Below are 23,062 nucleotides of genomic sequence, written 5' to 3' on the forward strand. Positions count from 1 at the left end.
CGAAGTCCCGGCAAACGTGCGGGAGATCACTCCGTGGGCGGGACGTCCTTCACGGGCTGGGCGTCGACACCGGCTTCCTTTCGCTGCTCCGCGGTGATGGGGGCAGGGGCCGCGGTCAGCGGGTCGTAGCCGCCTCCGGACTTCGGGAAGGCGATCACGTCGCGGATCGAGTCGGTGCCGGCGAGCAGCGCGACGATGCGGTCCATGCCCACGGCGATGCCGCCGTGCGGGGGCGCGCCGAACTTGAAGGCGTCGAGCAGGAAGCCGAACTTCTCCTGTGCCTCGTCGGCGCTCAGCCCCATCACCGAGAAGACGCGCTTCTGAATGTCGCCGCGGTGGATACGGATGGACCCGCCGCCGAGCTCGTTGCCGTTGCAGACGATGTCGTAGGCGTACGCCAGGGCGCTGCCGGGGTCGGTGTCGAACGTGTCGACGAACTCCGGCTTCGGGCTGGTGAAGGCGTGGTGCACCGCGGTCCAGGCGCCGGCGCCGACCGCCACGTCGCCGCTCGCGACCGCGTCGGAGCTCGGCTCGAACAGCGGTGCGTCCACGACCCAGGTGAAGGCGAAGGTCGAGTCGTCGAGCAGGTCGAGCCGGCGGCCGATCTCGAGCCGGGCGGCGCCGAGGAGCGCACGGCTGCTCTTGACCGGGCCCGCGGCGAAGAAGACGCAGTCGCCGGGCTGGGCGCCGACGTGGGCGGCGAGGCCTGCGCGCTCCGCGTCGGTGAGGTTCTTGGCGACCGGTCCCCCGAGCGCGCCGTCGTCGGCGATGGTGACGTACGCCAGGCCCTTCGCGCCGCGCTGCTTGGCCCAGTCCTGCCACGCGTCGAACTGGCGGCGCGGCTGGCTGCCGCCGCCCGGCATGACGACGGCGCCGACGTAGTCGGCCTGGAAGACCCGGAAGGGCGTGTCCGCGAAGTAGTCGGTGCACTCCACGAGCTCGAGGCCCATCCGGAGGTCGGGCTTGTCCGAGCCGAAGCGCGCCATCGCCTCGGCGTACGTCATCCGCGGCAGCGGGCGCTCGATGGCGTGGCCGGCCTGGGCCCACATCGCCTCGAGCACGTCCTCCATCAGCTCGATGACGTCCTCCTGGTCCACGAAGCTCATCTCGATGTCGAGCTGGGTGAACTCGGGCTGGCGGTCGGCGCGGAAGTCCTCGTCGCGGTAGCAGCGCGCGATCTGGTAGTAGCGCTCCATGCCGCCGACCATCAGCAGCTGCTTGAACAGCTGCGGGCTCTGGGGCAGGGCGTACCAGCTGCCGGGCGCGAGACGCGCCGGCACGAGGAAGTCACGGGCGCCCTCGGGCGTCGACCGGGTGAGCGTCGGGGTCTCGACCTCGACGAAGTCGCGCGCGTCGAGCACGTCGCGTGCGGCCTTGTTGATCTTGCTCCTCAGGCGCAGGGCCGCGTTGGGGCCGGTGCGGCGCAGGTCGAGGTAGCGGTGCTTGAGGCGCGCCTCCTCGCCGACCTCGCCGCCCTTGTGCCCGGACGCGTCGTCGATCGGGAACGGCAGCGGGTCGGACGTGGAGAGGACCTCGACCTCGGTGGCGACGACCTCGTAGTGCCCGGTCGGGAGCTGCGGGTTGACGTTGCCCTCGCTGCGCTCGACCACCTCGCCCGTCACCTTCAGGCAGAACTCGCTGCGGAGCGGGTGCGCCACCTCCGGGTCCCGGATCACGACCTGCACGACACCCGATGCGTCGCGCAGGTCGATGAACGCCACCCCGCCGTGGTCGCGCCGCCTCGCCACCCATCCGGCGAGCGTGACGGTCTGGCCGACGTGCGCAGGCAGCGTCAGGGCGCCGGCGTCATGGGTGCGGATCACTGGATCTCCTCGGAGTTGATTCGGTGGTTGAGGTGCGAGCGCTGTGTCCGCTCGTCAGGGGAGCCTCGAAACCGGCGGTGCTGACGATCGTGGGCCGCTGATCGGCCTTGGGTGGCGTCCAGGCCGAGGGATCGGCCTCGACCTGCTCGCCGGTGCGGATGTCCTTGACCTGGTGGGTCACTCCCCCGTCGTCGGCCGGCTGGACGAACCAGACGTACGGGATGCCACGACGCTCCGCGAAGCGGATCTGCTTGCCGAACTTCGCCGGGGTCGGCGCGACCTCGCAGGCGATGTCGCGCGAGCGCAGCGCTGCGGCGACTCCCGTGCTGGCAGCGCGGTCGTCCTCGGTGTTGAGCGCGACGAGCACGGCGCTCGGCACGGGGCGGCTGCCCTCGAGCACGCCGTCGGCGATGAGCGGGATGAGCGTGCGGGAGACGCCGAACGACACGCCGACGCCGGGGTACGTCGTACGCCCGTCGCTGGCGAGCGCGTCGTAGCGCCCTCCCCCGCCGACGGACTTCAGGCGCTCGTAGCCCTCCATGAAGATCTCGACGACGGTGCCGGTGTAGTAGTCGAGGCCGCGGGCGATGCGGAGGTTGGCCTCGACGCCGACCCGGTCGCCGGCCACGGCGCGACAACCGTCGACGACGGCCGCGAGCTCATCGAGGCCCTGGTCGAGCAGCTCGTCGGTGACGCCGAGCGCGCGGACCTGCTCGACGAACGAGGTGTCCTCGACCCGGATCGTCGCCAGCTCCAGGCAGCGCTGCGCCTGCTCCGGCGTCGTGCCGACGCGCTCCACGAGCATCGCCGCGACCTCCTCGGCCGGGAGCTTGTCGAGCTTGTCGATGACCCGGATGGCGTCGGTGACGTCGTCGATGCCGAGGCCCCGGTAGAAGCCCTGGATGAGCTTGCGGTTGTTGAACTGGAACGACACGCGCGGGATCGGCAGCCGGCCGAGCGCGTCGACCATCACCGACATGACCTCGACGTCGTGGTGGAACGGCAGCTCGTCGCGGCCGACGATGTCCACGTCGGCCTGGGTGAACTGGCGGTAGCGCCCCTCCTGCGGCCGCTCGCCCCGCCACGCGGGCTGCACCTGGAACCGGCGGAACGGGAACTCGAGGTGCCCGGCGTGCTCGAGGACGTAGCGGGCGAAGGGCACCGTCAGGTCGAAGTGGAGGCCGAGCTCCGCCTTGGTGTCGGGCTCGGCGGCGATGCGCTGGAGGACGTAGATCTCCTTGTCCACCTCCCCGCCCTTGGCCAGCCGCTCGATCGGCTCGACGACACGGGTCTCGATGTTGGCGAAGCCGTGCAGCTCGAAGGTGCGCGACACGGACGCGATGACCTCGCGCTCGACGGCGCGCTGGGCAGGCAGCAGCTCGGGGAACCCGCTCAGCGGGCTGATCTTGCTCATCAGTGGTCCTGGCGGAGGTCTTGGAGGAACGGGTTGGTGGCGCGCTCGCGCCCGATGGAGGTCTGCTCGCCGTGACCGGGCAGCACGACGACGTCGTCGGCCAGCGGCAGCACCTTGTCGGCGAGGCTGCGCAGCATCGTGGCGTGGTCGCCGCCGGGGAGGTCGGTGCGTCCGATGGAGCCCGCGAAGAGCAGGTCGCCGGAGAACATCACCTCGGAGACGTCAGCCGCGTGCCCTGGGCCCGTCGACGGGTACGGAGACCGGAAGGTCACCGAGCCCTCGGTGTGGCCCGGCGTGTGGTCGACGACGAACCGGAGGCCGGCCAGCTCGAGCTCGGCGAGGTCGTACAGCTCTCGTACGTCGTCGGGCTCGGCCCACGAGTAGTCGCCCCCGAGCAGCATCTGGGTCGTCTCGCGGCTCATCCCGGCCATCGGGTCGGAGAGCAGGTGGCGGTCGGCGGGGTGGATCCACGCCGTCGCGTCGTAGGTCCCGGCGACCGGCGCGACGCACCACATGTGGTCGACGTGGCCGTGGGTCACCAGCACGCTGACCGGCTTGAGCCGGTGCTCGCGCACCACCTGGTCGACACCTGCTGCGGAGTCCTTGCCCGGGTCGATGACCACGCACTCGGCCCCGGGACCCGTCGCCACGACGTAGCAGTTGGTCCCCCAGGGCCCGGCGGGGAAGCCGGCGATGAACACGGGCGTCAGTCCTTGCTTGTCGTCCACTGGTCGCCTGGCCGTCCGGCCAGCCGTCGCTTGTCGGTGGGAAGCCTACCGACGGCACTCGGGGCCATGACTACGATGGGCGACCATGAGCGCCGACAAGCAGTCCCCAGACGACGCGACCCGGGCCGGCACGGCCTGGGGTCGGGTTGCCGAGGACGGCACCGTCTACGTCCGCACCGCCGACGGGGAGCGGTCCGTCGGGTCCTACGAGGCCGGTACGCCGGACGAGGCCCTGGAGTTCTTCACCAAGCGCTTCGAGGAGCTCGAGGGCAAGGTCCACCTGCTCGAGCAGCGCGTCGCCTCGGGACGGCTGGCCCCGGAGGAGGCGACCTCGTCGGTGAAGGCGCTGCGCGAGCAGGTCGTGGACGCCCACGCCGTCGGCGACCTCGTCTCCCTCGCCGCGCGGCTCGACGCGCTGGCCCCGGTCATCGCGGTGCAGCGCTCGGCCCGCAAGGAGGAGCGCGCGCAGAAGACGGCCGAGTCGAAGGCCGCGAAGGAGAAGCTGGTCGCCGAGGCCGAGCGCCTCGCCGAGAGCACCGACTGGCGCAACGGCGCCAACCGCCTGCGCGACCTGCTCGCCACGTGGAAGGAGCTGCCCCGGCTCGACCGGGCCACCGACGACGCCCTGTGGCGCCGCTTCTCCACCGCCCGCACGACCTACACCCGCCACCGCAAGGCGCACTTCGCCGAGGAGCATGAGCGCCGCGACTCCGCGCGCGTGGTCAAGGAGCGGCTCGCCAAGGAGGCCGAGGCGCTGTCCACCTCGACCGAGTGGGGTCCGACCGCGGGCAAGTACCGCGACCTGATGCGTGAGTGGAAGGCCGCCGGCCCTGCCCCGCGCGAGGTCGACGACCAGCTCTGGCAGCGCTTCCGGGGCGCGCAGGACACCTTCTTCGGTGCCCGGGACGCAGCCAACGCCGCGCTCGACCAGGAGTTCGCCGCAAACGCCGAGGTCAAGGACGCGATCCTCGTCGAGGCCGAGGCCCTCCTTCCCGTCACCGACCTCGAGGCCGCGAAGAAGGCCTTCCGCGACCTCGCCGACCGGTGGGACGCCGCCGGCAAGGTCCCCCGCGACCGGATGAAGGAGCTCGAGGGCCGGATGCGGAAGGTCGAGCAGGCCATCCGCGCGGTCGAGGACGAGCAGTGGAGCAGGAGCGACCCGGAGAAGTCCGCGCGCGCCGACGACATGATCGGCAAGCTGGAGGCCGGCATCGCCGAGACGCAGGCCAGGCTCGACAAGGCGAGCGCAGCGGGCGACGACCGGCGCGTGAAGGACCTCGAGGCCGAGCTCGCCAACAAGCAGGCCTTCCTCGACATGGCCCGCAAGGCGGCGGCCGACTTCGGCTGACCCAAACGCCGAGTCGGCGCATCCTGGCGCGTCCCGGCCGCCGAGTCGGCGCATCCTGGCGCTCTGCCTGCGTCGAGTCGCCGTGTCATGACGAGCCACCTCGGCCACGTTCTGGCGTCAGGACGGGCCGACTCGCGCCCCTGGGCACGTCAGGACGAGCCGACTCGGCGCGTCGGTCAGGACGTCACCCGGTAGGCGTCGAACACGCCCGGCACCGCGCGTACGGCACGCAGCACGCCGTCGAGGTGGGCGGCGTCGGCCATCTCGAAGGAGAACCGGCTCTTCGCCACCCGGTCGCGGGTGGTGGAGAGGGTGGCGCTGAGGATGTTCACGTGGGCGTCGGAGAGCGCCATCGTGATGTCGGACAGCAGGCGGGCCCGGTCGAGCGCCTCGACCTGGATGTTGACCAGGAAGGTCGACTGCGACGTCGGCGCCCACTCGACCTCGAGGACCCGCTCGGGCTGGCCCAGCAGGCTGGAGGCGTTGGTGCAGTCCTTGCGGTGCACCGACACTCCCCCGCCCTTGGTGACGAAGCCCAGGATCGGGTCGGGCGGCACGGGGGTGCAGCACTTGGCGAGCTTGACCCAGAGGTCGTCGACCCCCTTGACGATGACGCCCGAGTCCGTCGGGCCACGCTTGGTGGCCGTGCGCGAGCGACCCGTGATCGTGACGCCCTCGGAGAGGTCCTCCTGGGCACCATCGTCTCCGCCGTGCAGGTCGATGACGCGGCGTACGACCGCCTGCGCGCTGAGGTTGCCCTCCCCGACCGCGGCGTAGAGCGCCGACACGTCGGCGTGGTGGAAGTGCTCGGCCACCAGCGCGAGGATGTCGTGCGTCATCAAGCGGGTGAGGGGCAGGCCCTCCTTGCGCATGAGCTTGGCGATCTGGTCCTTGCCGCGTTCGATGGCCTCCTCGCGCCGCTCCTTGGTGAACCACTGGCGGATCTTGGAGCGGGCGCGCGGCGACTGGACGAAGTTGAGCCAGTCACGCGAGGGCCCCGAGGTCGGCGACTTGGAGGTGAAGACCTCGACGACGTCGCCGTTGTCGAGAGTGGACTCCAGCGGGACGAGGCGGCCGTTGACCCGCGAGCCGATGGTGTGGTGCCCGACCTCGGTGTGCACGGCGTAGGCGAAGTCGACCGGGGTCGCACCGCTCGGCAGGGGGATGACGTCACCGCGCGGGGTGAAGACGTAGACCTGCTGCTGGTTCATCTCGAAGCGCAGGGACTCCAGGAACTCGCCCGGGTCCTCCACCTCGCTCTGCCAGTCGAGGAGCTGGCGCAGCCAGGTGAGGTCGTCCTTGTCGCCGAGGCGGTCGGTGTCGACGCCGGCCTTGCTGTTCTCCTTGTACTTCCAGTGGGCGGCCACGCCGTACTCGGCGCGCCGGTGCTGGGCGAACGTGCGGATCTGCACCTCGACCGGCTTGCCCTGCGGGCCGATGACCGTCGTGTGCAGCGACTGGTACATGTTGAACTTCGGCATCGCGACGTAGTCCTTGAACCGGCCCAGGACCGGGTTCCAGCGGGAGTGGATCACGCCGAGCGCGCTGTAGCAGTCACGGTCCTCGTCGACGAGGATGCGGATGCCGACCAGGTCGTAGATGTCGGAGAAGTCGCGACCGCCGACGATCATCTTCTGGTAGATCGAGTAGTAGTGCTTGGGTCGCCCGGTGACCTTGGCGTTGATCCGCGCCGCCTTGAGGTCCTGCTCGATCTCGACGACGACCTCGGCGAGGAACTGGTCGCGCGACGGGGCCCGTTCGGCGACCATCCGGACGATCTCGTCGTAGATCTTGGGGTGGAGGGTCGCGAAGGCGAGGTCCTCCAGCTCCCACTTGAGGGTGTTCATGCCGAGCCGGTGGGCCAGCGGGGCGTAGATGTCGAGCGTCTCGCGCGACGACCGCTCCTGCGAGGCGGCGGGGACGTAGCGGAGCGTACGCATGTTGTGGAGGCGGTCGGCGAGCTTGATGACCAGCACCCGGATGTCGCGCGACATCGCGACGATCATCTTGCGGATGGTCTCGGCCTGCGCCGAGTCGCCGTACTGGACCTTGTCGAGCTTGGTGACGCCGTCGACGAGCAGCGCGACCTCGTCGCCGAAGTCGGCGCGGAGGGCGTCGAGGGTGTAGGGGGTGTCCTCGACCGTGTCGTGCAGCAGCGCCGCGACCAGCGTCGGCTCGGTCATGCCGATGTCGGCGAGGATCGTGGTCACCGCGAGCGGGTGGGTGATGTAGGGGTCGCCGCTCTTGCGCATCTGACCCGTGTGCCACTTGTCGGCCACGGCGTACGCCCGCTCGAGCAGCGCCAGGTCGGCCTTCGGGTGGTTGGCGCGGACCGCGCGGAACAGCGGCTCCAGCACCGGGTTGGACGACGGGGGGCGCGTACCGACGCGGGCGAGGCGCGCACGCATGCCGCGCGCGGTCAGGGGCGCCACCTTGGGCTCCTGCGCGGGCACCGTGTCCTCTGCCATGGGAGCAGTCTAGTGACGGCCCGGGCGCTGCCGGACGTCGCCGCCGAACGGGATCTCGTCGGGCCGGCTCAGATCGTGAGCAGTGTCGCGACCGGGAGGTCGCGGGTGACGGTGCGCGGCTCGAGGAACGACAGCTCCATCAGCACCGAGGCGCCGGTGGCGACGCCGCCGCAGGCCTCGATGAGACGCCGGGTCGCGTCCACGGTGCCGCCGGTGGCGAGCACGTCGTCGACCATCAGCACGCGCTCGCCCGGGGCGATCCCGTCGCGGTGCACCTCGAGCGTGGCCTCGCCGTACTCCAGGGAGTAGGACACCGCGTGGGACTCCCGCGGGAGCTTGCCGGCCTTGCGGACGGGGACGAACCCGATGCCGAGCGCGAGGGCCACGGGCGCGGCCAGGATGAAGCCGCGGGCCTCCATGCCGACGACCTTGTCGACCACGACGTTGCCGTGGTCGTCACGCCCGGCCGCCGCCAGCGCCGTGATGATCGCGGAGAACGCGTGGTGGTCGGCGAGGACGGGCGTGATGTCCTTGAAGGTCACGCCCTTCTCGGGCCAGTCCGGGACGTCGACGGTGAGGCGCGTCAACGCCTCCTGGGCCGTGCGCCGGTCAGGCATCGCCGCGCTCGTCGCGCTCGTCCACCCCGGCCTGGTCGACCGGCTCGTCGACCTTCGCGATCGCGGCGCGCGCGATCTCGATCTGGGTGCCCGGGGCGATCTCGAGGCGGGCGCGGTCCTCGGTGAGCGATACGACGGTGCCGAAGACGCCGGACGACATCATCACGCGCTGGCCGACCTGGATGCTGTTCTGGAGGGCGACGACCTCCTTCTGCCGGCGCTGCTGGGGCCGGATCACCATGAACCAGAAGAGGGCCAGGATGGCCACCAGGGGCAGAAGCGCGGCAAGGTCGTTCACGGTCGTACGTCTCCTCAGGAGGTGGGGTGCGTGAGCGCGTGGAGTCTACGCGGCCCCGCAGGCCCGCCTCACAGGTCGTCGAAGAGGGTGGAGTCGACGGTCGGCACCGGGGGCGGGGTGAGGCCGAGGTGGTGCCACGCGGCCGGCGTCGCGACCCGACCCCGCGGGGTGCGGGCGAGCATGCCCATCCGGACGAGGAAGGGCTCGGCGACCTCCTCGACCGTCTCGCGCTCCTCGCCGACGGCCACGGCCAGGGTCGACACACCGACCGGCCCTCCGCCGAAGCGGCGGCAGAGCACGTCGAGCACCGCCCGGTCGAGCCGGTCGAGGCCGGACTCGTCGACCTCGAACAGGTCGAGGGCGGCCTGCGCGACCGGCAGGCTCAGCACCCCGTCGGCGCGGACCTGGGCGTAGTCGCGGACCCGGCGCAGCAGCCGGTTGGCGATGCGGGGCGTGCCGCGGGAACGCGACGCGATCTCGCCGGAGCCCTCCGCGGTCAGGTGCACCCCGAGCAGCCCAGCGGAGCGGTGCACGATCTGGTCGAGCTCGTGGGGCTCGTAGAACTCGAGGTGGGCGGTGAACCCGAACCGGTCGCGCAGCGGGCCCGGCAGCAGGCCGGCCCGGGTCGTGGCGCCGACGAGCGTGAAGGGTGGGATCTCGAGCGGGATCGCCGTGGCGCCCGGCCCCTTGCCGATGACCACGTCGACCCGGAAGTCCTCCATGGCCATGTAGAGCATCTCCTCGGCCGGACGAGACATCCGGTGGATCTCGTCGACGAAGAGCACGTCGCCCTCGTTGAGGCCGGAGAGGATGGCGGCGAGGTCGCCGGCGTGGGTGATCGCGGGGCCGCTCGTGAGCCGCAGCGGGGTGCTCATCTCGGCGGCGATGATCATCGCGAGCGTGGTCTTGCCGAGGCCGGGCGGACCGGACAGCAGCACGTGGTCGGGGGCGCGGCCCCGGCGGCGGGCGGCCTCGAGGACCAGCCCGAGCTGGTCGCGTACGCGTGCCTGTCCGACGACCTCGTCGAGGGTCTTGGGGCGCAGGGCCGCCTCGACCGCGCGCTCGTCGCCGTCGGCCTCGGCGTCGGTGAGTCGCTGGAGGTGGCTGAGCTCCGCCCCGGAGAGCTCCGTCTCGTCGTAGGTGTCCTCGTCGGTGTCGTCCCAGTTCATCGTCGGCCCCGCCTCAGGCCTTGCTCAGCGTCCGGAGGGCCGCGCGCAGCAGCGCGCCGACGTCGGGCGTGTCGCCCGCCTCGGGCGCGACGGCGTCGACGGCCTTCTCCGACTCCTTGGCCGACCAGCCGAGACCGATCAGGCCCTGCTGGACCTGGTCGCGCCACGGCGCCGCCGGGGTCGCGGCAGCGGCCGGGTGGTGGACGCCGACCGGCGGGCCGACCCGGTCCTTGAGCTCGAGGATGATCCGCTGGGCGCCCTTCTGGCCGATGCCGGGGACGCGGGTGAGCGCCTTGACGTCCTCGGTGGTGATGGCGCGACGCACGTCGTCGGGGCTCATCACCGCGACGATCGCCTGGGCGACCTTGGGACCGACGCCGGAGGCGGTCTGGGCGATCTCGAAGATCTGCTTCTCGTCGTCGTCGACGAAGCCGAAGATCGTCAGGCTGTCCTCGCGCACGACCATGCTCGTCGGCAGCGTGGCCGTCCTGCCGACGCGCAGGGTGGCGAGGGTGCCGGGGGTGCACATGAGCTCGAGGCCGACACCTCCGACCTCGAGGACGGCGCTGTTGAGGGTGACGGCGGCGACCTCGCCGCGGACGAACGCGATCATCGGGTCCTCACTGGATAGCTGGTGCGGCGGGGGCCGGCCTGGGCGGCGGCCGCGTCGATGCGGGCCTGGGCTCCCCCGCGCCAGACGTGGGTGATGGCGAGGGCGAGCGCGTCGGCGGCGTCCGCGGGCCTGGGCAGCTCGGTCAGGCGGAGGATGCGGACGACCATGGCACCGACCTGCGCCTTGTCGGCCCGGCCGTTGCCGGAGACGGCAGCCTTGACCTCGCTGGGCGTGTGCATCGCGATCGGCAGGCCGCGGCGCGCGGCGACGACGAGCGCGATGCCGCTGGCCTGCGCCGTGCCCATGATGGTGCTGGAGTCGGAGCGCGCGAAGACCCGCTCGACCGCGACCGCGTCGGGGCGGTGCTCCTCGATCCAGGCGTCGAGGCCCTTCTCGATGGTGACCAGTCGCTCGGCGATCGGCAGGCCGGCGCTGGTGCGGACGACGCCGACGTCGACCATCGTCAGCGGCCGGCCGACGGTGCCGTCGACGACGCCGACCCCGCAACGGGTCAGTCCGGGATCGATGCCGAGCACCCGCACGCCACTCCCCTTCCGTCGACCCGCCAGCCCTGCCCGTCCGAACATGTGTTCGTGCGCCACGCTAACCCGCCGCGGGGGCGGGAGGGCGTACGACACGCGGTGCACGCTGTGACGAGGGGCCCCGCCTCAGGCGTCGGCGGACTCGAGCTCGGCCATCACGTCGGCCGGGATGTCGACGTTGGTGAAGACGTCCTGCACGTCGTCGAGGTCCTCGAGGGCGTCGACGAGGCGCATGACCTTGCCGGCGCCGTCGGCGTCGACCGGGATCTCGAGGCTGGCGACCCACTCCACGTCGGCGGAGTCGTAGTCGATGCCGGCGCCCTGGAGGGCCGTACGGACGGCGACCACGTCGGTGGCCTCGCTCTGCACCTCGAAGGCCTCGTCGAGGTCACTGACCTCCTCGGCGCCGGCGTCGAGGGTCGCCTCGAGGACGTCGTCCTCGGTGACGTCACGCACCGTGCCGTCGTGGTCCTGCGACTTCGGGACCATGATGACGCCCTTGCGGGTGAACAGGCGCGAGACCGAGCCGGGGTCGGCCATGGTGCCGCCGTTGCGGGTGACGGCGGTGCGGACCTCCATCGCGGCACGGTTCTTGTTGTCGGTGAGGCACTCGACGAGGAAGGCGACGCCCTGCGGGCCGTAGACCTCGTAGGAGATGCCCTGGTAGTCGACGCCGCCGGACTCGGCACCGGAGCCACGCTTGACCGCCGAGTCGATGTTCTTGTTGGGGACCGAGCTCTTCTTGGCCTTCTGGATGGCGTCGTAGAGGGTCGGGTTGCCGGCGGGGTCGCCGCCGCCCTGCTTCGCCGCGACCTCGATGTTCTTGATGAGCTTGGCGAAGAGCTTGCCGCGCTTGGCATCGATCGCGGCCTTCTTGTGCTTGGTCGTTGCCCACTTGGAGTGGCCTGACATGAGTCCCTCTATCTGTCGCAGATCTGGTGCAGTTTCGCGGCCGTACGTCAGATGGCCGAGCGCACCAGGTCCACGAACATGCCGTGGATCCGGTGGTCGCTGCCGACCTCAGGGTGGAACGAGGTCGCCATCAGGGGGCCTTGACGGACCGCGACGATCCTACCCGCGGCCGGTCCGTCCTCGACCCGAGCCAGCACCTCCACGTCGCCCTCGACCGACTCGACCCACGGCGCACGGATGAACACCGCGCGCACCGGCTCGGCCAGGCCCTCGACGTGGAGGTCCTCCTCGAAGGAGTCGACCTGGCGGCCGAACGCGTTGCGCCGCACCGTGATGTGCAGCCCGCCGATCGACTCCTGCCCGGCTGCGCCGTCCTCGATCCGGTCGGCCAGCATGATCATGCCCGCGCAGGTGCCGAAGGCCGGCAGGCCGTCCCGGACGGCCTCGCGCAGCGGCTCGAGGAGGTCGAAGATCCGGGCGAGCTTGACCATGGTGGTCGACTCGCCGCCGGGGATGACGAGGCCGTCGCACGCGGCGAGCTCGGCGGGACGGCGTACGGACACGGGGTCGGCGCCCAGGTCGCGGAGGGCGGCGAGGTGCTCGCGCACGTCGCCCTGCAGGGCGAGGACGCCGATGACGGGGTTCACGAACGCCGATCCTAGGACCGGGCACCGACCGTAGGCTCAGTGCCCATGAGGTCCTTCCGACCGGCCGCCCTCCTCCGACCGGCCACGATGGGCGCCGCCGCCCTCGCCCTGGCGCTCGTGGCCGCGAGCACGCCCCCGGCCGGCGCCGCCCCGGCGACCGACAGGGCCGGGACCGTGGACGGGTGGACCGTGCGTACGCCGTCCGCGCTGGGCTTGCGCGGCGCGCCGATCCGCCGGGGAGCGGCGCAGGCGGCACGCCTGGACTCGACCTGCTTCGCCGTGCTCCGCCACGGCAGGCTCGCCCGCGACTGGAACTGGCGCCTGGCGCGCGACGAGCCCCGCGAGGTCTTCTCGATCACCAAGTCGGTGACCGCCACCCTGGTCGGCATCGCGGTGCGCGACGGCGACCTGCGCCTCGACGACCGCGTCTCGCGCTGGGTCCCGCAGTGGCGCGGCACGGCGTCGGAGGCGGTGACGGTGCGCCACCTGCTGTCCAACGACAGCGGCCGGTTCTGGTCGTTCGAGTCGGACTACACCGGGCTGCTGTCGGCCAGGAGCCGCACGAGGTACGCCGTCTCGCTGCCCCAGCAGTACCCGCCCGGCAGCGCGTGGGCGTACAACAACGCGGCGATCCAGGTGCTCGAGGCCGTGCTCGAGCGGGCGACCGGGAGGCCGGTCGCGGCGTTCGCGCGGGACCGCCTCTTCGAGCCGCTCGGCATGACCCACTCGGAGCTCGTCACCGACCGCGCCGACGACGCAGCGGTCTTCTACGGCATGCGGACCACCTGCCTCGACCTGGCCCGCCTCGGCCGCCTCTACCTCGGCGAAGGCGCGGTCGACGGCCGCCGGCTGCTCGGCAGGTCCTACGTACGCGGCGCCGTGGGGCGCTCGTCGACGGAGCACAACGCCGCCTACGGCCACCTGTGGTGGTTGAACCGCCCGGGCGCGCTGCGTGGCGCCACCGACCCGGTGGACGCCCAGGGGCAACCGTTGCGTCCGGTCACCGGCCAGCTCGCTCCGGATGCGCCGGAGGAGCTGTACGCCGCGCTGGGCTTCGGCGGCCAGGTGCTGCTGGTCGACCCGACGACCCGGACGATGGTGGTCCGCCTCGGCCTCCCCGCCCAGCCGGGCGAGGAGGCGTACGGATTCACGGACGCAGCGCGGGTGCTGACCCGGGCCCTGCGTTGACCGCTAGCGTCTGATGGCTACCAGCCGCGCTCGGCCAGGCGGTGGGGCTGCGGGATCTCGTCGACGTTGATGCCCACCATGGCCTCGCCGAGCCCACGCGAGACCTTCGCGACCACGTCGGGGTCGTCGAAGAACGTGGTCGCCTTGACGATCGCCTCGGCGCGCTCGGCCGGGTTGCCCGACTTGAAGATGCCGGAGCCGACGAAGACGCCCTCGGCGCCGAGCTGCATCATCATCGCGGCGTCGGCCGGGGTGGCGATGCCGCCGGCGGTGAAGAGGACGACCGGGAGCTTGCCCGCGGCGGCGACCTCCTTGACCAGCTCGAAGGGGGCCTGCAGCTCCTTGGCTGCGACGTAGAGCTCGTCCTCGGACATGCTGTGCAGCCGGCGCAGCTCACCACCGATGGTGCGCATGTGCATCACCGCGTTGGACACGTCGCCGGTGCCGGCCTCGCCCTTGGAGCGGATCATCGCCGCGCCCTCGGTGATGCGGCGCAGCGCCTCGCCCAGGTTGGTCGCACCGCACACGAACGGGACGGTGAACTTCCACTTGTCGATGTGGTTGGCGTAGTCGGCCGGGGTCAGCACCTCGGACTCGTCGATGTAGTCCACGCCGAGGGACTGCAGGACCTGCGCCTCGGCGAAGTGGCCGATGCGGGCCTTGGCCATCACCGGGATCGAGACGGCCTCGATGATGGAGTCGATCATGTCGGGGTCGCTCATCCGCGACACGCCGCCCTGGGCGCGGATGTCGGCCGGGACGCGCTCGAGGGCCATCACGGCCACGGCGCCGGCGTCCTCGGCGATCTTCGCCTGCTCGGCGGTGACGACGTCCATGATCACGCCGCCCTTGAGCATCTCGGCCATGCCGCGCTTGACGCGGCTCGTGCCGTGCTCGATGGGGGTCTCGGAGGACGTCTCGGAAAGCGTCTGGGGGGTGTGCTCAGCCATGCCCTGATCGTAGTGCTGACTCATCCCAAAGGATGCATCGGTCTCAGGCCTGGGCGGCCGCCCGCGCGAGGGCCTGGCGGCGTACGACCCAGATGCGCTGGGCCACGGTCACGGTGGCCGCGACGGCCAGCGCCCAGAGGGCGACCTCGAGCAGGATCCACAGGTCGAGGACGTCGGCGAAGAAGGCGGGGACGAGCATGCCGACGAGTCGGTCGGGACGCTCCGCGATGCCGACCTTGGCGTCGTAGCCGAGGTGGTCGGCCTTGGCCCGGGCGTACGACGTGACCGCGCCCATGACCAGGATGACGAGGGTCAGCACGAGGTAGAGGTGGCTCTCGCGGTGCCAGGCGAAGAAGAGGGCCAGCCCCCCGAACAGGGCTCCGTCGGCGATCCGGTCGAGGGTGGAGTCGAGGAAGGCGCCGAAGTCGTCCTTGCGGCCGACCTTGCGGGCCATCGCGCCGTCGACCAGGTCGCTGAAGACGAAGGCGGTGATGAAGAGGACACCCTGCCAGACCCAGCCCTGGGAGAAGAAGTAGAGCGCGCCGAAGCTCACCCCGAGAGTGCCGACCAGCGTCACCACGTCGGGGCTGATGCCCAGGCGGACGAACAGGTTGACGAAGGGCGCGAGCATCTTGCCCTGCCAGAAGGCCTTGAACCGATCGAGCACGGCCGCAGGCTACCGGTCGAGCAGGGCGGCGCGGACGTCAGCCACGGCGGCCGGGGCGCCGGTGACTGTCCAGGCCACCCCGGACGCCGGCACGAGGACCGACTCGCCGCCCGCGCCACGGATGATGGCCGCACCAGGGAGCCGGTCCCAGTCGGCCACGGAGTGCTGGAACAGCACGTCCCACTGGCCCGAGGCGATCGCCATGACGTCCATCGTCCCCGAGCCCAGCATCCGAAGGGTGCCGACCTGCCCGAGGGCACGGGTGAACGCCTCTCCCACCTCGCTGCCGTAGAACGGCGGGTGGAGGTAGGTCGCGGCGCACCGCTCCTCGCGCGGGGTGTCGGGCAGGGGGCCGAGCGGCACCCCGTCGCAGGTGCTGCGCAGCTCGGGTCCGCCGACCCACGTGCGGAGCGAGGCGGCGTGGTGGACCGCGCCGAGCAGCACGTCCTCCTCGTCGCGGAGCGCGATCGCGCTGCACCACCAGTCGCTGCCGCGGGAGAAGTTGAAGGTGCCGTCCACCGGGTCGATGACCCACGTACGACCCGAGGTGCCGGGCCGCGACGTGCCCTCCTCCCCCACGATCGCGTCGTCGGGGCGCTCGGCCGTGAGCTGCTGGACGATCAGCCGCTCGGCAGCGGTGTCGGCCTGGGTCACGATGTCGGACCCGCTGGTCTTGCGCTCGACGTCGAGCCCTTCGGCGCGGATCCGCGCGGCCAGCAGGGCGGCCTCGCGGACGAGGTCGGCGGCGAGCGCGGCGTCGCGCTGCAACCGGGAGTCGTCGTCCACGAGGCCACCGTAGCCGGGGGCGTACTGTGGCAGGACGGAGCCACCCAGGCTTCCTACTGAGGAGCCTCCATGAGCGACAAGTCGCCGCGACAGGGCATGTCCAAGAAGTCCGGGAAGTCCATCAAGGAGAAGCGTGCGGAGAAGCACGCCAAGTCGGCTGCGAAGTCCGACACGCCGGACCCGATCGTGCCACGCAAGAAGTGAGTCCCCGGGTCCTCAGGCCCCGGACCAGGCGTCGGCCAGGAGCTCGCGGGTGTCGTGGAGCAGCTGGGGCAGCAGCTTGGTGCCGCCGACCACGGTGATGAAGTTGGCGTCACCGGTCCAGCGCGGCACCACGTGCTGGTGGAGGTGCTCCGACAGCGAACCGCCGGCCGAGCGGCCGAGGTTGAGCCCGACGTTGAACGAGTGGGGCCGGCTCACGGACCGGATCGTGCGCAGGGCCTGCTGCGTCATCGCCATGACCTCGGCCGCCTCCTCGGGTGTGAGGTCGGTGAGGTCGGCGACGTGGCGGTAGGGCAGCACCATCAGGTGGCCGGGGTTGTAGGGGTGCAGGTTGAGCACGGCATACGCGGTGTCGCCGCGCGCGACGACGAGCGACTCCTCGTCGGGGTGGGCGGGGATGGCGCAGAACGGGCAGCCCTCGTCGTCCACGGCGGTCCGGACGTAGGCCATGCGGTGAGGTGTCCAGATGCGCTCGAGTCCATCGAGGCTCTCGTCGCTGACATCGCTCATGCCCGCGATCCTAGGGTGGGCCCATGACGTCGATCCGACCGGCCGTGCCGGCCGACATGGCCGGGGTGGCGGACCTGTGGCACGAGGGCTGGCACGACGGGCACGCCGGGCACGTGCCGGACGGCCTGACCGCTGCGCGCACGCTGGCGGCCTTCCACGAGCGCACTCCCCTGCGCGTGGCGGACACGGCCGTCGCGGTCGCGGAGAGCGGATCGGAGGACGGATCGGTCGTCGGCTTCGTGATGGTGGTGGGCGACGAGGTGGAGCAGGTCTTCGTGTCGCGGGCTGCACGCGGGACCGGGCTAGCGTCCGCCCTGCTCACCGAGGCCGAGCGCCGGGTCGCGGCCGGCGGGCACGCCACCGCCTGGCTGGCAGTCGTGGTGGGAAACGCCCGGGCGCGGCGGTTCTACGAGAAGCAGGGCTGGGTCGACGAGGGCGACCTGGCGTACGAGGTGACGGCGGGCGGGGAGACGTTCGTGTCACCGTGCCGGAGGTACGTGAAGCGGGTGTGACCTGCAGCGGCGTACGACGATCGCGCCGACGCCCGCCAGCGCCACCCTCGAGGACTGTGGGGGTGCCGGACTCGACGTCCCACGCGACGAGCTGGTCGCTGCGTGAGTGGCGCTGCCGTTCGTCCGGCAGCGCGTAGCTCGTCAGCAGGTAGCGGGAGTCGCAGGAGAACTGGAGCCCGTCGGGGCTGGGCCGAAGCAGGCCCGGCACGGACGCGGGGTCCACCAGCTCACGTACCTCGCCCGTCGCGTTGTCCATGACCGCGTAGCCGTCGACCCACCCCTTGCCGACGCCCCACCCGGCGTTCCGCCCCCAGGCGACGGCGCCCGTCCGGGGACACGGCGAACGCGTCGCCGGCGGGCCGGCTGATGTCGAGGTCGGGGAGGCTCAGCCAGGTCGACCGGCCGTCGAGGGCGGACACGGCGAACATCTCCAACGACTCCCCAGGGCCCCGGCGCATTGACGGCGGGCGGCTGCCGTTCGAGGGAGTCGCACTTGCGGATGGCCGCGCTGCGGGGAGTGCCGACGGTCAACCCAGGCGATCACGCCACAGGGTCGTCACGTGCGGACAGACCTCGTGCCCCGTCAGCGGATGGCCCTGTTCGGGGTGTGGGGCGGGGTCATCGTCGGCGTGGTCGTGGAATGCCGGGTGGGTCTGGTGGGTCGAGGTCGGTGGTGCCGGTGTGGTCGCGGCGGTAGCGGTGGCCGTGCGGTGAGGTCCACTTGAACACTCCGGGCTCGACCATGGCGTAGCGCCAGGGTGAGTGGGTCTTCAACCGGTGGTGGAACCGGCACAGGCAGGCGAGGTTGCTCGTGGTCGTCGGCCCGGGTTGCGGGCGACCCTCGGCATGGGCGTCGTCGTCCCACGGGATGATGTGGTCGACGTCGCAGCGCCGTGCCGGGCGGGTGCAGAACGGGAACACGCACGTGCGATCCCTCAGGATCACGTGTTCGCGGATCGTTGCCGGGACCTTCCGCGTCTGCGCGGTCAGCGTGGTGTTGAGGTCGATGACGGGCTTGATGGTGACCTCGGTGCGGGTGTCGGCGCACCAGGACTGGATCTGCTCGAGCAGGACGAGACGTTGGCCGTTCTCCATGCGGCCGGTGGGCCCGAACACGGTGGTGTCGCCGGAGAAAGACGCGTCGACGTGGGCGTGGATCACCACCGCCCGAGCAGCCGGCAGGTCCGGCTCGTCGATATCGGCGGCGGCGTCGGCACCCTGGAACGCGAGCTCGAGCGCGGTCTGCGTCCTGGCGAGGTCCCCGAGGGCCTTCGCCCGCCGCACGTCCAGGGACTCGGTCGAGCCGAGCGCGGCCCGAGCCGCAGCGTGGTGGGCGACGGCGCGGTCGAGGTCGAGGGCGTCGGCGATGTCGACCTCGGCCTCGATCCGCATCGTGCCGGCGTAGTGCACGTCGTCGGTGTCCACGGTGACGTGGCGCGGGTCCACGTGCAGGTAGCCGTCCTCGGGATCCGCGGCCGGGTCGGCGACCGCAAGGTCGTAGCGCCTGATGGTCTCGGCGACGAGCCGGTCGAGCTGCGCGGACCCGACACGTCCGGCGACGGCCGCGACCTGCGCGTCGACGAACCCGGCCGCCTCACGAGTCAATGCGGGCGAGGAGTGGATGGTGGTGTCCGCGATCGCCCGGGCCCGCCAGGCGGGCACCTGCCCGGCGTGGACCTGAGCCCACAACCGCGGCAGGCGGTGGCGCAGCTCGAGGGCGTGGCCGATGAGCTTCTTCGCCGCCGTCGACGTGATCCCGAGGACGGTGCCGAGCTCGGCGCAACAGAACTCCGCCACCAGCGGAGCACCCTCACCCGCGATGGGCTCCTCGTGCTGCGACCCCGGCACCGTGAACGACGCTGCCGTGTGGATCGACTCCGGCGGGTGCAGGTCCGCCCAGCGGGCCGCGACATCGAGGAGGTCTGCTGCGGCCCGGTCCTCGGCGGACTTCCGGCTTCGAGCGAGCGCGAGCAGCTCGGCAGCAGAAAGGTCCTCGACCTCACCTGCTCCCGGCACGAACAGCACTTCGCTCATGTGTTCGATCGTAGACGTCGGGTACGACAGTGGCCCTGGCCGTGATCGGACGTGGCCACCGAGGGCGGAGTGGTTTCGAGGCTCGCTGCGCTCGCACCTCAACCACCGGGGCGCTCAGGTCCAGGCTGTCGCGAGCCGCTCCACGATCTCGGTCAGCCGCCCGGGCGAGGTGGCGATGTTGAGCCGGACCTGGCCGGTGGAGCCAGGGGCGTACGAGTGTCCCGGGCTCACCTTGACCCGGCCGCGGTCGAGCGCGACCGCGGCGGGGTCGTCGTGGCCGTAGGCGGAGGCGTCGAGCCAGGCGAGGTAGGTCGCCTCGAGCGGGCGCATCCGTACGTCCGGCAGGTGGGCGGCGAGGAGCTCGGCGAGCAGGGTGCGCTGCTGGTCGAGCCGCTCGACGAGCGATGCGAGCCACGGGTCGCCCTCGGCGTACGCGGTGCGTGCGGCGATCGCGCCCAGCGGCGAGTGCGAGTCATTGCGCGCCATCGGCTGGTCGGCGAGCAGCCGGCGGGACTCGGGGTCGGGGACGACCAGCTGTGCGCACCGCAGGCCCGCGGTGTTGAAGGCCTTGGACGCGGCGACCACCGCCACCGCGTGGTCCTGGGTGCCCTCGATGGCGAGGTAGGAGACGTGCTCCGCACCGGGAAGCGCCAGCGGGGCATGGATCTCGTCGCTGACCACCCGAGCGCCGTGGCGCAGCACCACGTCGCGGATACCCTCCAGCTCGGCGCGGGTGAAGACCCGGCCCCACGGGTTGTGCGGCTGGGTGAGCAGCAACGTCTGCGCGCCGTCGGCGAGGAGCGCGTCCAGGCGGTCGAGGTCGATCTCGGCACGGTCGGCGGACGGCGGGACCTCGAGCAGGTGCTCCTCGCGCCCCGTGAGCCCGGCCAGCCCGAGCTGCGCGTTGTAGCCGGGCGTCGGGAACACCACTCCACCGGGACCGGAGAACACGTCGAGGGCCACCCGGACACCGGCCGTCACGTCGACGACGGGCAGGACGGCCTCGGGCTCCGGTGCCCAGCAGAAGTGCCGCCCGGCGAACCCGGTGTACGCCTCGGCGAGGCCGGGGTCGAACCCGAAGAGCGGGTAGCCGGTGACGCCGTCGGCGAGGGCCCGCTGCAGCGCCTCGAGCACCACCGGGTCGAGGGCGTAGTCCATCTCCGCGACCCAGGCGGGGATGACGCCGGGCGGGACCGTGCCCCACTTCAGGGGCAGCGCGCGCCGCGCCTGCTCCTCGGTGAGGTCGACGACGGGCCGGCGGCCGGTCACGAGCGAGCCCCCGGCTGGTCGTCGGGGGTCCACGAGGTCATGAACTCCTCGGGTGTGAGCTTGGCCAGCCGGTCCTCGAGATGGAGCCGCATCCCGCCGATCTCGTCGTGCGTGACGTCGACCCGGAGCACCTCGGTGCCGTCGGAGCGGCGGGTGAGGACGTACGCCCCGCCCGCACCTGTCGTGTCGTTGCCCGAGATGGTGTCGGCCAGGGTCACCGCCTGCATGATCGCCGCCGCGAGCACCCGGAAACCGCGCTGCTCGCGCGGCTCGAAGCGCAGCTCGTAGACGTCCCCCGCCCGCTGCACGGCGGGCTCAGACCTGCTCGCGACTCGCGACCGCGGCGGCCACCCGCTCGATCGCCTCGGCGAGCGGCACGCCGTTGTCCTGGCGGCCGTCGCGGTAGCGGAAGCTCACGGCACCCTTCTCGACGTCGTCGTCGCCGGCGATCATCATGAACGGCACCTTCTGCAGCTGCGCGTTGCGGATCTTCTTCTGCATCCGGTCGTCGGACTCGTCGATCTCCACCCGCAGGCCCTTCGCCTTCATCTGCCGCGCGATGTCGAAGAGGTAGTCGTTGTGGCGCTCGGCGATCGGGATGCCCTGGGCCTGGACGGGCGCGAGCCAGGGCGGGAACGCGCCGGCGTAGTGCTCGACCAGGACGCCGATGAACCGCTCGATCGAGCCGAACTTGGCGGAGTGGATCATGACCGGCTGCTGGCGGCTGCCGTCGGCCGCGACGTACTCCAGGTTGAAGCGGTCGACCGCGGGCTGGTTGAAGTCGTACTGGATGGTCGACATCTGCCACGTCCGGCCGATCGCGTCCCTGGCCTGCACCGAGATCTTCGGACCGTAGAAGGCCGCGCCGCCCGGGTCGGGCACGAGGTCGACGCCGAACTTCCGAGCGGCGGTCTCCAGCACCTCGGTCGCGGTCTCCCACTGGTCGTCGGAGCCGATGAACTTGTCGGGCTTGGAGTCGTCGCGGGTCGAGAGCTCGAAGTAGTAGTCGTCGAGGCCGAAGTCGCGCAGCAGGCCGGTGACGAAGGTGAGCAGGTGCTCGACCTCCGCCGGGGCCTGCTCCGGGGTGACGTAGGAGTGGGAGTCGTCCTGGGTCATCGCACGGACCCGGGTGAGGCCGTGGACGACGCCGGACTTCTCGTAGCGGTACACGGACCCGAACTCGAAGAACCGCAGCGGCAGCTCACGGTAGGACCGCTGGCGCGAGCGGTAGATCAGGTTGTGCATCGGGCAGTTCATCGCCTTGAGGCGGTACTCGGCGTGCTCCATCTCCATCGGCGGGAACATGGTGTCCGCGTAGTAGGGCAGGTGCCCGGAGGTGTGGAACAGCCCGTCCTTGCTGATGTGCGGGGTGCCGACGTAGTCGAAGCCCTCCTCGAGGTGCCGGCGACGGACGTAGTCCTCCATCTCCCGCTTGATCACGCCACCCCTGGGGTGGAAGACCGCCATGCCCGACCCGATCTCGTCGGGGAACGAGTAGAGGTCGAGCTCGCGACCGAGCTTGCGGTGGTCGCGCCGCTCGGCCTCCTCGATGCGGTGGAGGTGCTCGTCGAGCGCCTCCTTGGACTCCCACGCGGTGCCGTAGATGCGCTGGAGCTGCTTGTTCTTCTCGTCGCCGCGCCAGTACGCAGCGGCACTGCGCATGAGCTTGAAGGCCGGGATCCGCTTGGTGGTCGGCAGGTGCGGGCCGCGACACAGGTCGGACCACTTCGCCTCGCCGTTGCGGCCGATGTTGTCGTAGATGGTGAGCTCGCCGGCCCCGACCTCCACCGACGCACCCTCGGTGTCGGCGGCGCCCGCGCCGCCCTTGAGGCCGATGAGCTCGAGCTTGTAGGGCTCGTCCTTGAGCTCGTCGAGCGCGTCGGCGTCGGTGGTGACCCGGCGCTCGAAGCGCTGGTTCTCCTTGATGATCTTGCGCATCGCGGACTCGATCTTCACCAGGTCCTCGGGCACGAACGGGGTATCGACGTCGAAGTCGTAGTAGAACCCGTTCTCCACCGGCGGGCCGATGCCGAGCTTGGCCTCGGGCCAGATCTGCTGCACGGCCTGCGCCATCACGTGCGCGGTCGAGTGCCGCAGGATGTCGCGACCGTCGGCACTGTCGATGGCCACGCCCTCGACCACGTCGCCGTCGGCGAGCTCGTAGGCCAGGTCCTTGAGCTGGCCGGCCACCCGCGCCGCGACCACGTCGGCGTCGTCGCGGAACAGCTCCCAGGCCTTGGTGCCCGTCGTGACCGTGGTCTCCGCACGCTGATCGGCGTGGATGCGGACGACCTGGATGTCGGACACGAGAGCTCCTTCGGGAGGTGTGGCGGCGGGACGGACGT

At 71.5% G+C, this 23,062-nt stretch carries 23 protein-coding genes; 4 read left to right on the top strand and 19 right to left on the bottom strand.

Annotated elements, in window-relative coordinates; genetic code table 11:
• Window positions 1-26: 26 nt before the first annotated feature.
• Genes aspS through EXE59_RS20235 form a run of 3 tightly spaced genes read right to left on the bottom strand, consistent with a single transcriptional unit; the run spans window position 27 to window position 3,938 of the window.
• The gene (gene aspS, locus EXE59_RS20225; protein ID WP_135840502.1) at window positions 27-1,823 is read right to left on the bottom strand and encodes an aspartate--tRNA ligase; all 1,797 of its coding nucleotides are present in this window, start codon (window positions 1,821-1,823) and stop codon (window positions 27-29) included.
• The gene (gene hisS, locus EXE59_RS20230; RefSeq protein WP_135840503.1) at window positions 1,807-3,237 is read right to left on the bottom strand and encodes a histidine--tRNA ligase; all 1,431 of its coding nucleotides are present in this window, start codon (window positions 3,235-3,237) and stop codon (window positions 1,807-1,809) included. Before hisS ends, aspS begins: the two co-directional genes overlap by 17 nt.
• Window positions 3,237-3,938, bottom strand: a complete 702-nt coding sequence (locus EXE59_RS20235) for an MBL fold metallo-hydrolase (RefSeq protein WP_135841435.1) — start codon at window positions 3,936-3,938, stop codon at window positions 3,237-3,239. Before EXE59_RS20235 ends, hisS begins: the two co-directional genes overlap by 1 nt.
• Window positions 3,939-4,050: 112 nt before the next feature.
• On the opposite strand from EXE59_RS20235, the gene EXE59_RS20240 reads away from it, so the two are divergent.
• Window positions 4,051-5,313 carry a DUF349 domain-containing protein gene (locus EXE59_RS20240; protein WP_135840504.1) on the top strand — a complete coding sequence of 421 codons (1,263 nt, stop codon included), beginning with the start codon at window positions 4,051-4,053 and terminating at the stop codon, window positions 5,311-5,313.
• Window positions 5,314-5,489: 176 nt separating this feature from the next.
• On the opposite strand, the gene EXE59_RS20245 is transcribed toward EXE59_RS20240, so the two are convergent.
• From EXE59_RS20245 to pdxT, 8 genes are all read right to left on the bottom strand, one after another.
• On the bottom strand, window positions 5,490-7,781 hold the full coding sequence (locus EXE59_RS20245) for a RelA/SpoT family protein (protein WP_246056936.1): 2,292 nt from the start codon (window positions 7,779-7,781) through the stop codon (window positions 5,490-5,492).
• A 68-nt stretch (window positions 7,782-7,849) separates the two neighbouring features.
• On the bottom strand, window positions 7,850-8,398 hold the full coding sequence (locus EXE59_RS20250; protein ID WP_135840505.1) for an adenine phosphoribosyltransferase: 549 nt from the start codon (window positions 8,396-8,398) through the stop codon (window positions 7,850-7,852).
• Window positions 8,391-8,696, bottom strand: coding sequence for a preprotein translocase subunit YajC (gene yajC / locus EXE59_RS20255; protein WP_168218616.1), 306 nt, complete (start codon window positions 8,694-8,696; stop codon window positions 8,391-8,393). Before yajC ends, EXE59_RS20250 begins: the two co-directional genes overlap by 8 nt.
• A gap of 68 nt (window positions 8,697-8,764) precedes the next feature.
• A complete protein-coding gene (gene ruvB / locus EXE59_RS20260) occupies window positions 8,765-9,865 on the bottom strand; it encodes a Holliday junction branch migration DNA helicase RuvB (RefSeq protein WP_135840507.1) in 1,101 nt (366 codons plus the stop codon).
• A gap of 13 nt (window positions 9,866-9,878) precedes the next feature.
• Window positions 9,879-10,478: a Holliday junction branch migration protein RuvA gene (ruvA, locus tag EXE59_RS20265; protein ID WP_135840508.1), complete on the bottom strand. Its 600-nt coding sequence runs from the start codon at window positions 10,476-10,478 to the stop codon at window positions 9,879-9,881.
• On the bottom strand, window positions 10,475-11,020 hold the full coding sequence (ruvC, locus tag EXE59_RS20270; RefSeq protein ID WP_135840509.1) for a crossover junction endodeoxyribonuclease RuvC: 546 nt from the start codon (window positions 11,018-11,020) through the stop codon (window positions 10,475-10,477). Before ruvC ends, ruvA begins: the two co-directional genes overlap by 4 nt.
• Window positions 11,021-11,146: 126 nt before the next feature.
• Window positions 11,147-11,932 carry a YebC/PmpR family DNA-binding transcriptional regulator gene (locus EXE59_RS20275; protein ID WP_135840510.1) on the bottom strand — a complete coding sequence of 262 codons (786 nt, stop codon included), beginning with the start codon at window positions 11,930-11,932 and terminating at the stop codon, window positions 11,147-11,149.
• 47 nt (window positions 11,933-11,979) lie between these two features.
• Entirely contained in the window at window positions 11,980-12,579 is a 600-nt protein-coding gene (pdxT, locus tag EXE59_RS20280; RefSeq protein WP_135840511.1) for a pyridoxal 5'-phosphate synthase glutaminase subunit PdxT, read from the bottom strand.
• Between the two features lie 45 nt (window positions 12,580-12,624).
• Here pdxT and EXE59_RS20285 point away from each other — a divergent pair, with 45 nt between their 5' ends.
• The gene (locus tag EXE59_RS20285; RefSeq protein WP_135840512.1) at window positions 12,625-13,767 is read left to right on the top strand and encodes a serine hydrolase domain-containing protein; all 1,143 of its coding nucleotides are present in this window, start codon (window positions 12,625-12,627) and stop codon (window positions 13,765-13,767) included.
• A gap of 17 nt (window positions 13,768-13,784) precedes the next feature.
• On the opposite strand, the gene pdxS is transcribed toward EXE59_RS20285, so the two are convergent.
• Genes pdxS through EXE59_RS20300 form a run of 3 tightly spaced genes read right to left on the bottom strand, consistent with a single transcriptional unit; the run spans window position 13,785 to window position 16,170 of the window.
• Complete coding sequence (pdxS, locus tag EXE59_RS20290) at window positions 13,785-14,717, bottom strand: pyridoxal 5'-phosphate synthase lyase subunit PdxS (protein ID WP_135840513.1); 933 nt, start codon at window positions 14,715-14,717, stop codon at window positions 13,785-13,787.
• Between the two features lie 43 nt (window positions 14,718-14,760).
• A complete protein-coding gene (pgsA, locus tag EXE59_RS20295) occupies window positions 14,761-15,384 on the bottom strand; it encodes a phosphatidylinositol phosphate synthase (protein WP_135840514.1) in 624 nt (207 codons plus the stop codon).
• A gap of 9 nt (window positions 15,385-15,393) precedes the next feature.
• Window positions 15,394-16,170, bottom strand: coding sequence for an inositol monophosphatase family protein (locus EXE59_RS20300; protein WP_135840515.1), 777 nt, complete (start codon window positions 16,168-16,170; stop codon window positions 15,394-15,396).
• 69 nt (window positions 16,171-16,239) lie between these two features.
• On the opposite strand from EXE59_RS20300, the gene EXE59_RS24905 reads away from it, so the two are divergent.
• Entirely contained in the window at window positions 16,240-16,374 is a 135-nt protein-coding gene (locus EXE59_RS24905) for a hypothetical protein (protein ID WP_281280332.1), read from the top strand.
• Between the two features lie 12 nt (window positions 16,375-16,386).
• On the opposite strand, the gene EXE59_RS20305 is transcribed toward EXE59_RS24905, so the two are convergent.
• The gene (locus tag EXE59_RS20305; RefSeq protein ID WP_135840516.1) at window positions 16,387-16,902 is read right to left on the bottom strand and encodes an HIT family protein; all 516 of its coding nucleotides are present in this window, start codon (window positions 16,900-16,902) and stop codon (window positions 16,387-16,389) included.
• Window positions 16,903-16,925: 23 nt separating this feature from the next.
• Here EXE59_RS20305 and EXE59_RS20310 point away from each other — a divergent pair, with 23 nt between their 5' ends.
• Complete coding sequence (locus EXE59_RS20310) at window positions 16,926-17,414, top strand: GNAT family N-acetyltransferase (protein ID WP_135840517.1); 489 nt, start codon at window positions 16,926-16,928, stop codon at window positions 17,412-17,414.
• 618 nt (window positions 17,415-18,032) lie between these two features.
• Here the strand turns inward: EXE59_RS20310 and EXE59_RS20315 are convergent.
• From EXE59_RS20315 to thrS, 4 genes are all read right to left on the bottom strand, one after another.
• Window positions 18,033-19,448 (bottom strand): HNH endonuclease signature motif containing protein, encoded by a 1,416-nt coding sequence (locus EXE59_RS20315; RefSeq protein WP_135840518.1) that lies wholly within the window; start codon window positions 19,446-19,448, stop codon window positions 18,033-18,035.
• A gap of 114 nt (window positions 19,449-19,562) precedes the next feature.
• The gene (locus tag EXE59_RS20320; protein ID WP_135840519.1) at window positions 19,563-20,717 is read right to left on the bottom strand and encodes a MalY/PatB family protein; all 1,155 of its coding nucleotides are present in this window, start codon (window positions 20,715-20,717) and stop codon (window positions 19,563-19,565) included.
• Window positions 20,714-21,025 (bottom strand): hypothetical protein, encoded by a 312-nt coding sequence (locus EXE59_RS20325; protein ID WP_135840520.1) that lies wholly within the window; start codon window positions 21,023-21,025, stop codon window positions 20,714-20,716. Before EXE59_RS20325 ends, EXE59_RS20320 begins: the two co-directional genes overlap by 4 nt.
• Before the next feature lie 7 nt (window positions 21,026-21,032).
• Window positions 21,033-23,024, bottom strand: coding sequence for a threonine--tRNA ligase (gene thrS / locus EXE59_RS20330; RefSeq protein ID WP_135840521.1), 1,992 nt, complete (start codon window positions 23,022-23,024; stop codon window positions 21,033-21,035).
• Between the last annotated feature and the right edge of the window lie 38 nt (window positions 23,025-23,062).

This window comes from Nocardioides eburneiflavus, assembly GCF_004785795.1.
Taxonomy (GTDB): Bacteria; Actinomycetota; Actinomycetes; order Propionibacteriales; family Nocardioidaceae; genus Nocardioides; species Nocardioides eburneiflavus.

Excerpts from the sequence above, each read along its gene's own strand:
- hisS (WP_135840503.1), bottom strand. The coding sequence starts at position 3,237 with ATGAGCAAGATCAGCCCGCTGAGCGGGTTCCCCGAGCTGCTGCCTGCC.
- EXE59_RS20240 (WP_135840504.1), top strand. The coding sequence starts at position 4,051 with ATGAGCGCCGACAAGCAGTCCCCAGACGACGCGACCCGGGCCGGCACG.
- EXE59_RS20245 (WP_246056936.1), bottom strand. The coding sequence starts at position 7,781 with ATGGCAGAGGACACGGTGCCCGCGCAGGAGCCCAAGGTGGCGCCCCTG.
- EXE59_RS20250 (WP_135840505.1), bottom strand. The coding sequence starts at position 8,398 with ATGCCTGACCGGCGCACGGCCCAGGAGGCGTTGACGCGCCTCACCGTC.
- ruvB (WP_135840507.1), bottom strand. The coding sequence starts at position 9,865 with ATGAACTGGGACGACACCGACGAGGACACCTACGACGAGACGGAGCTC.
- ruvA (WP_135840508.1), bottom strand. The coding sequence starts at position 10,478 with ATGATCGCGTTCGTCCGCGGCGAGGTCGCCGCCGTCACCCTCAACAGC.
- EXE59_RS20275 (WP_135840510.1), bottom strand. The coding sequence starts at position 11,932 with ATGTCAGGCCACTCCAAGTGGGCAACGACCAAGCACAAGAAGGCCGCG.
- EXE59_RS20285 (WP_135840512.1), top strand. The coding sequence starts at position 12,625 with ATGAGGTCCTTCCGACCGGCCGCCCTCCTCCGACCGGCCACGATGGGC.
- pdxS (WP_135840513.1), bottom strand. The coding sequence starts at position 14,717 with ATGGCTGAGCACACCCCCCAGACGCTTTCCGAGACGTCCTCCGAGACC.
- EXE59_RS24905 (WP_281280332.1), top strand. The coding sequence starts at position 16,240 with ATGAGCGACAAGTCGCCGCGACAGGGCATGTCCAAGAAGTCCGGGAAG.
- EXE59_RS20305 (WP_135840516.1), bottom strand. The coding sequence starts at position 16,902 with ATGAGCGATGTCAGCGACGAGAGCCTCGATGGACTCGAGCGCATCTGG.
- EXE59_RS20310 (WP_135840517.1), top strand. The coding sequence starts at position 16,926 with ATGACGTCGATCCGACCGGCCGTGCCGGCCGACATGGCCGGGGTGGCG.
- EXE59_RS20315 (WP_135840518.1), bottom strand. The coding sequence starts at position 19,448 with ATGAGCGAAGTGCTGTTCGTGCCGGGAGCAGGTGAGGTCGAGGACCTT.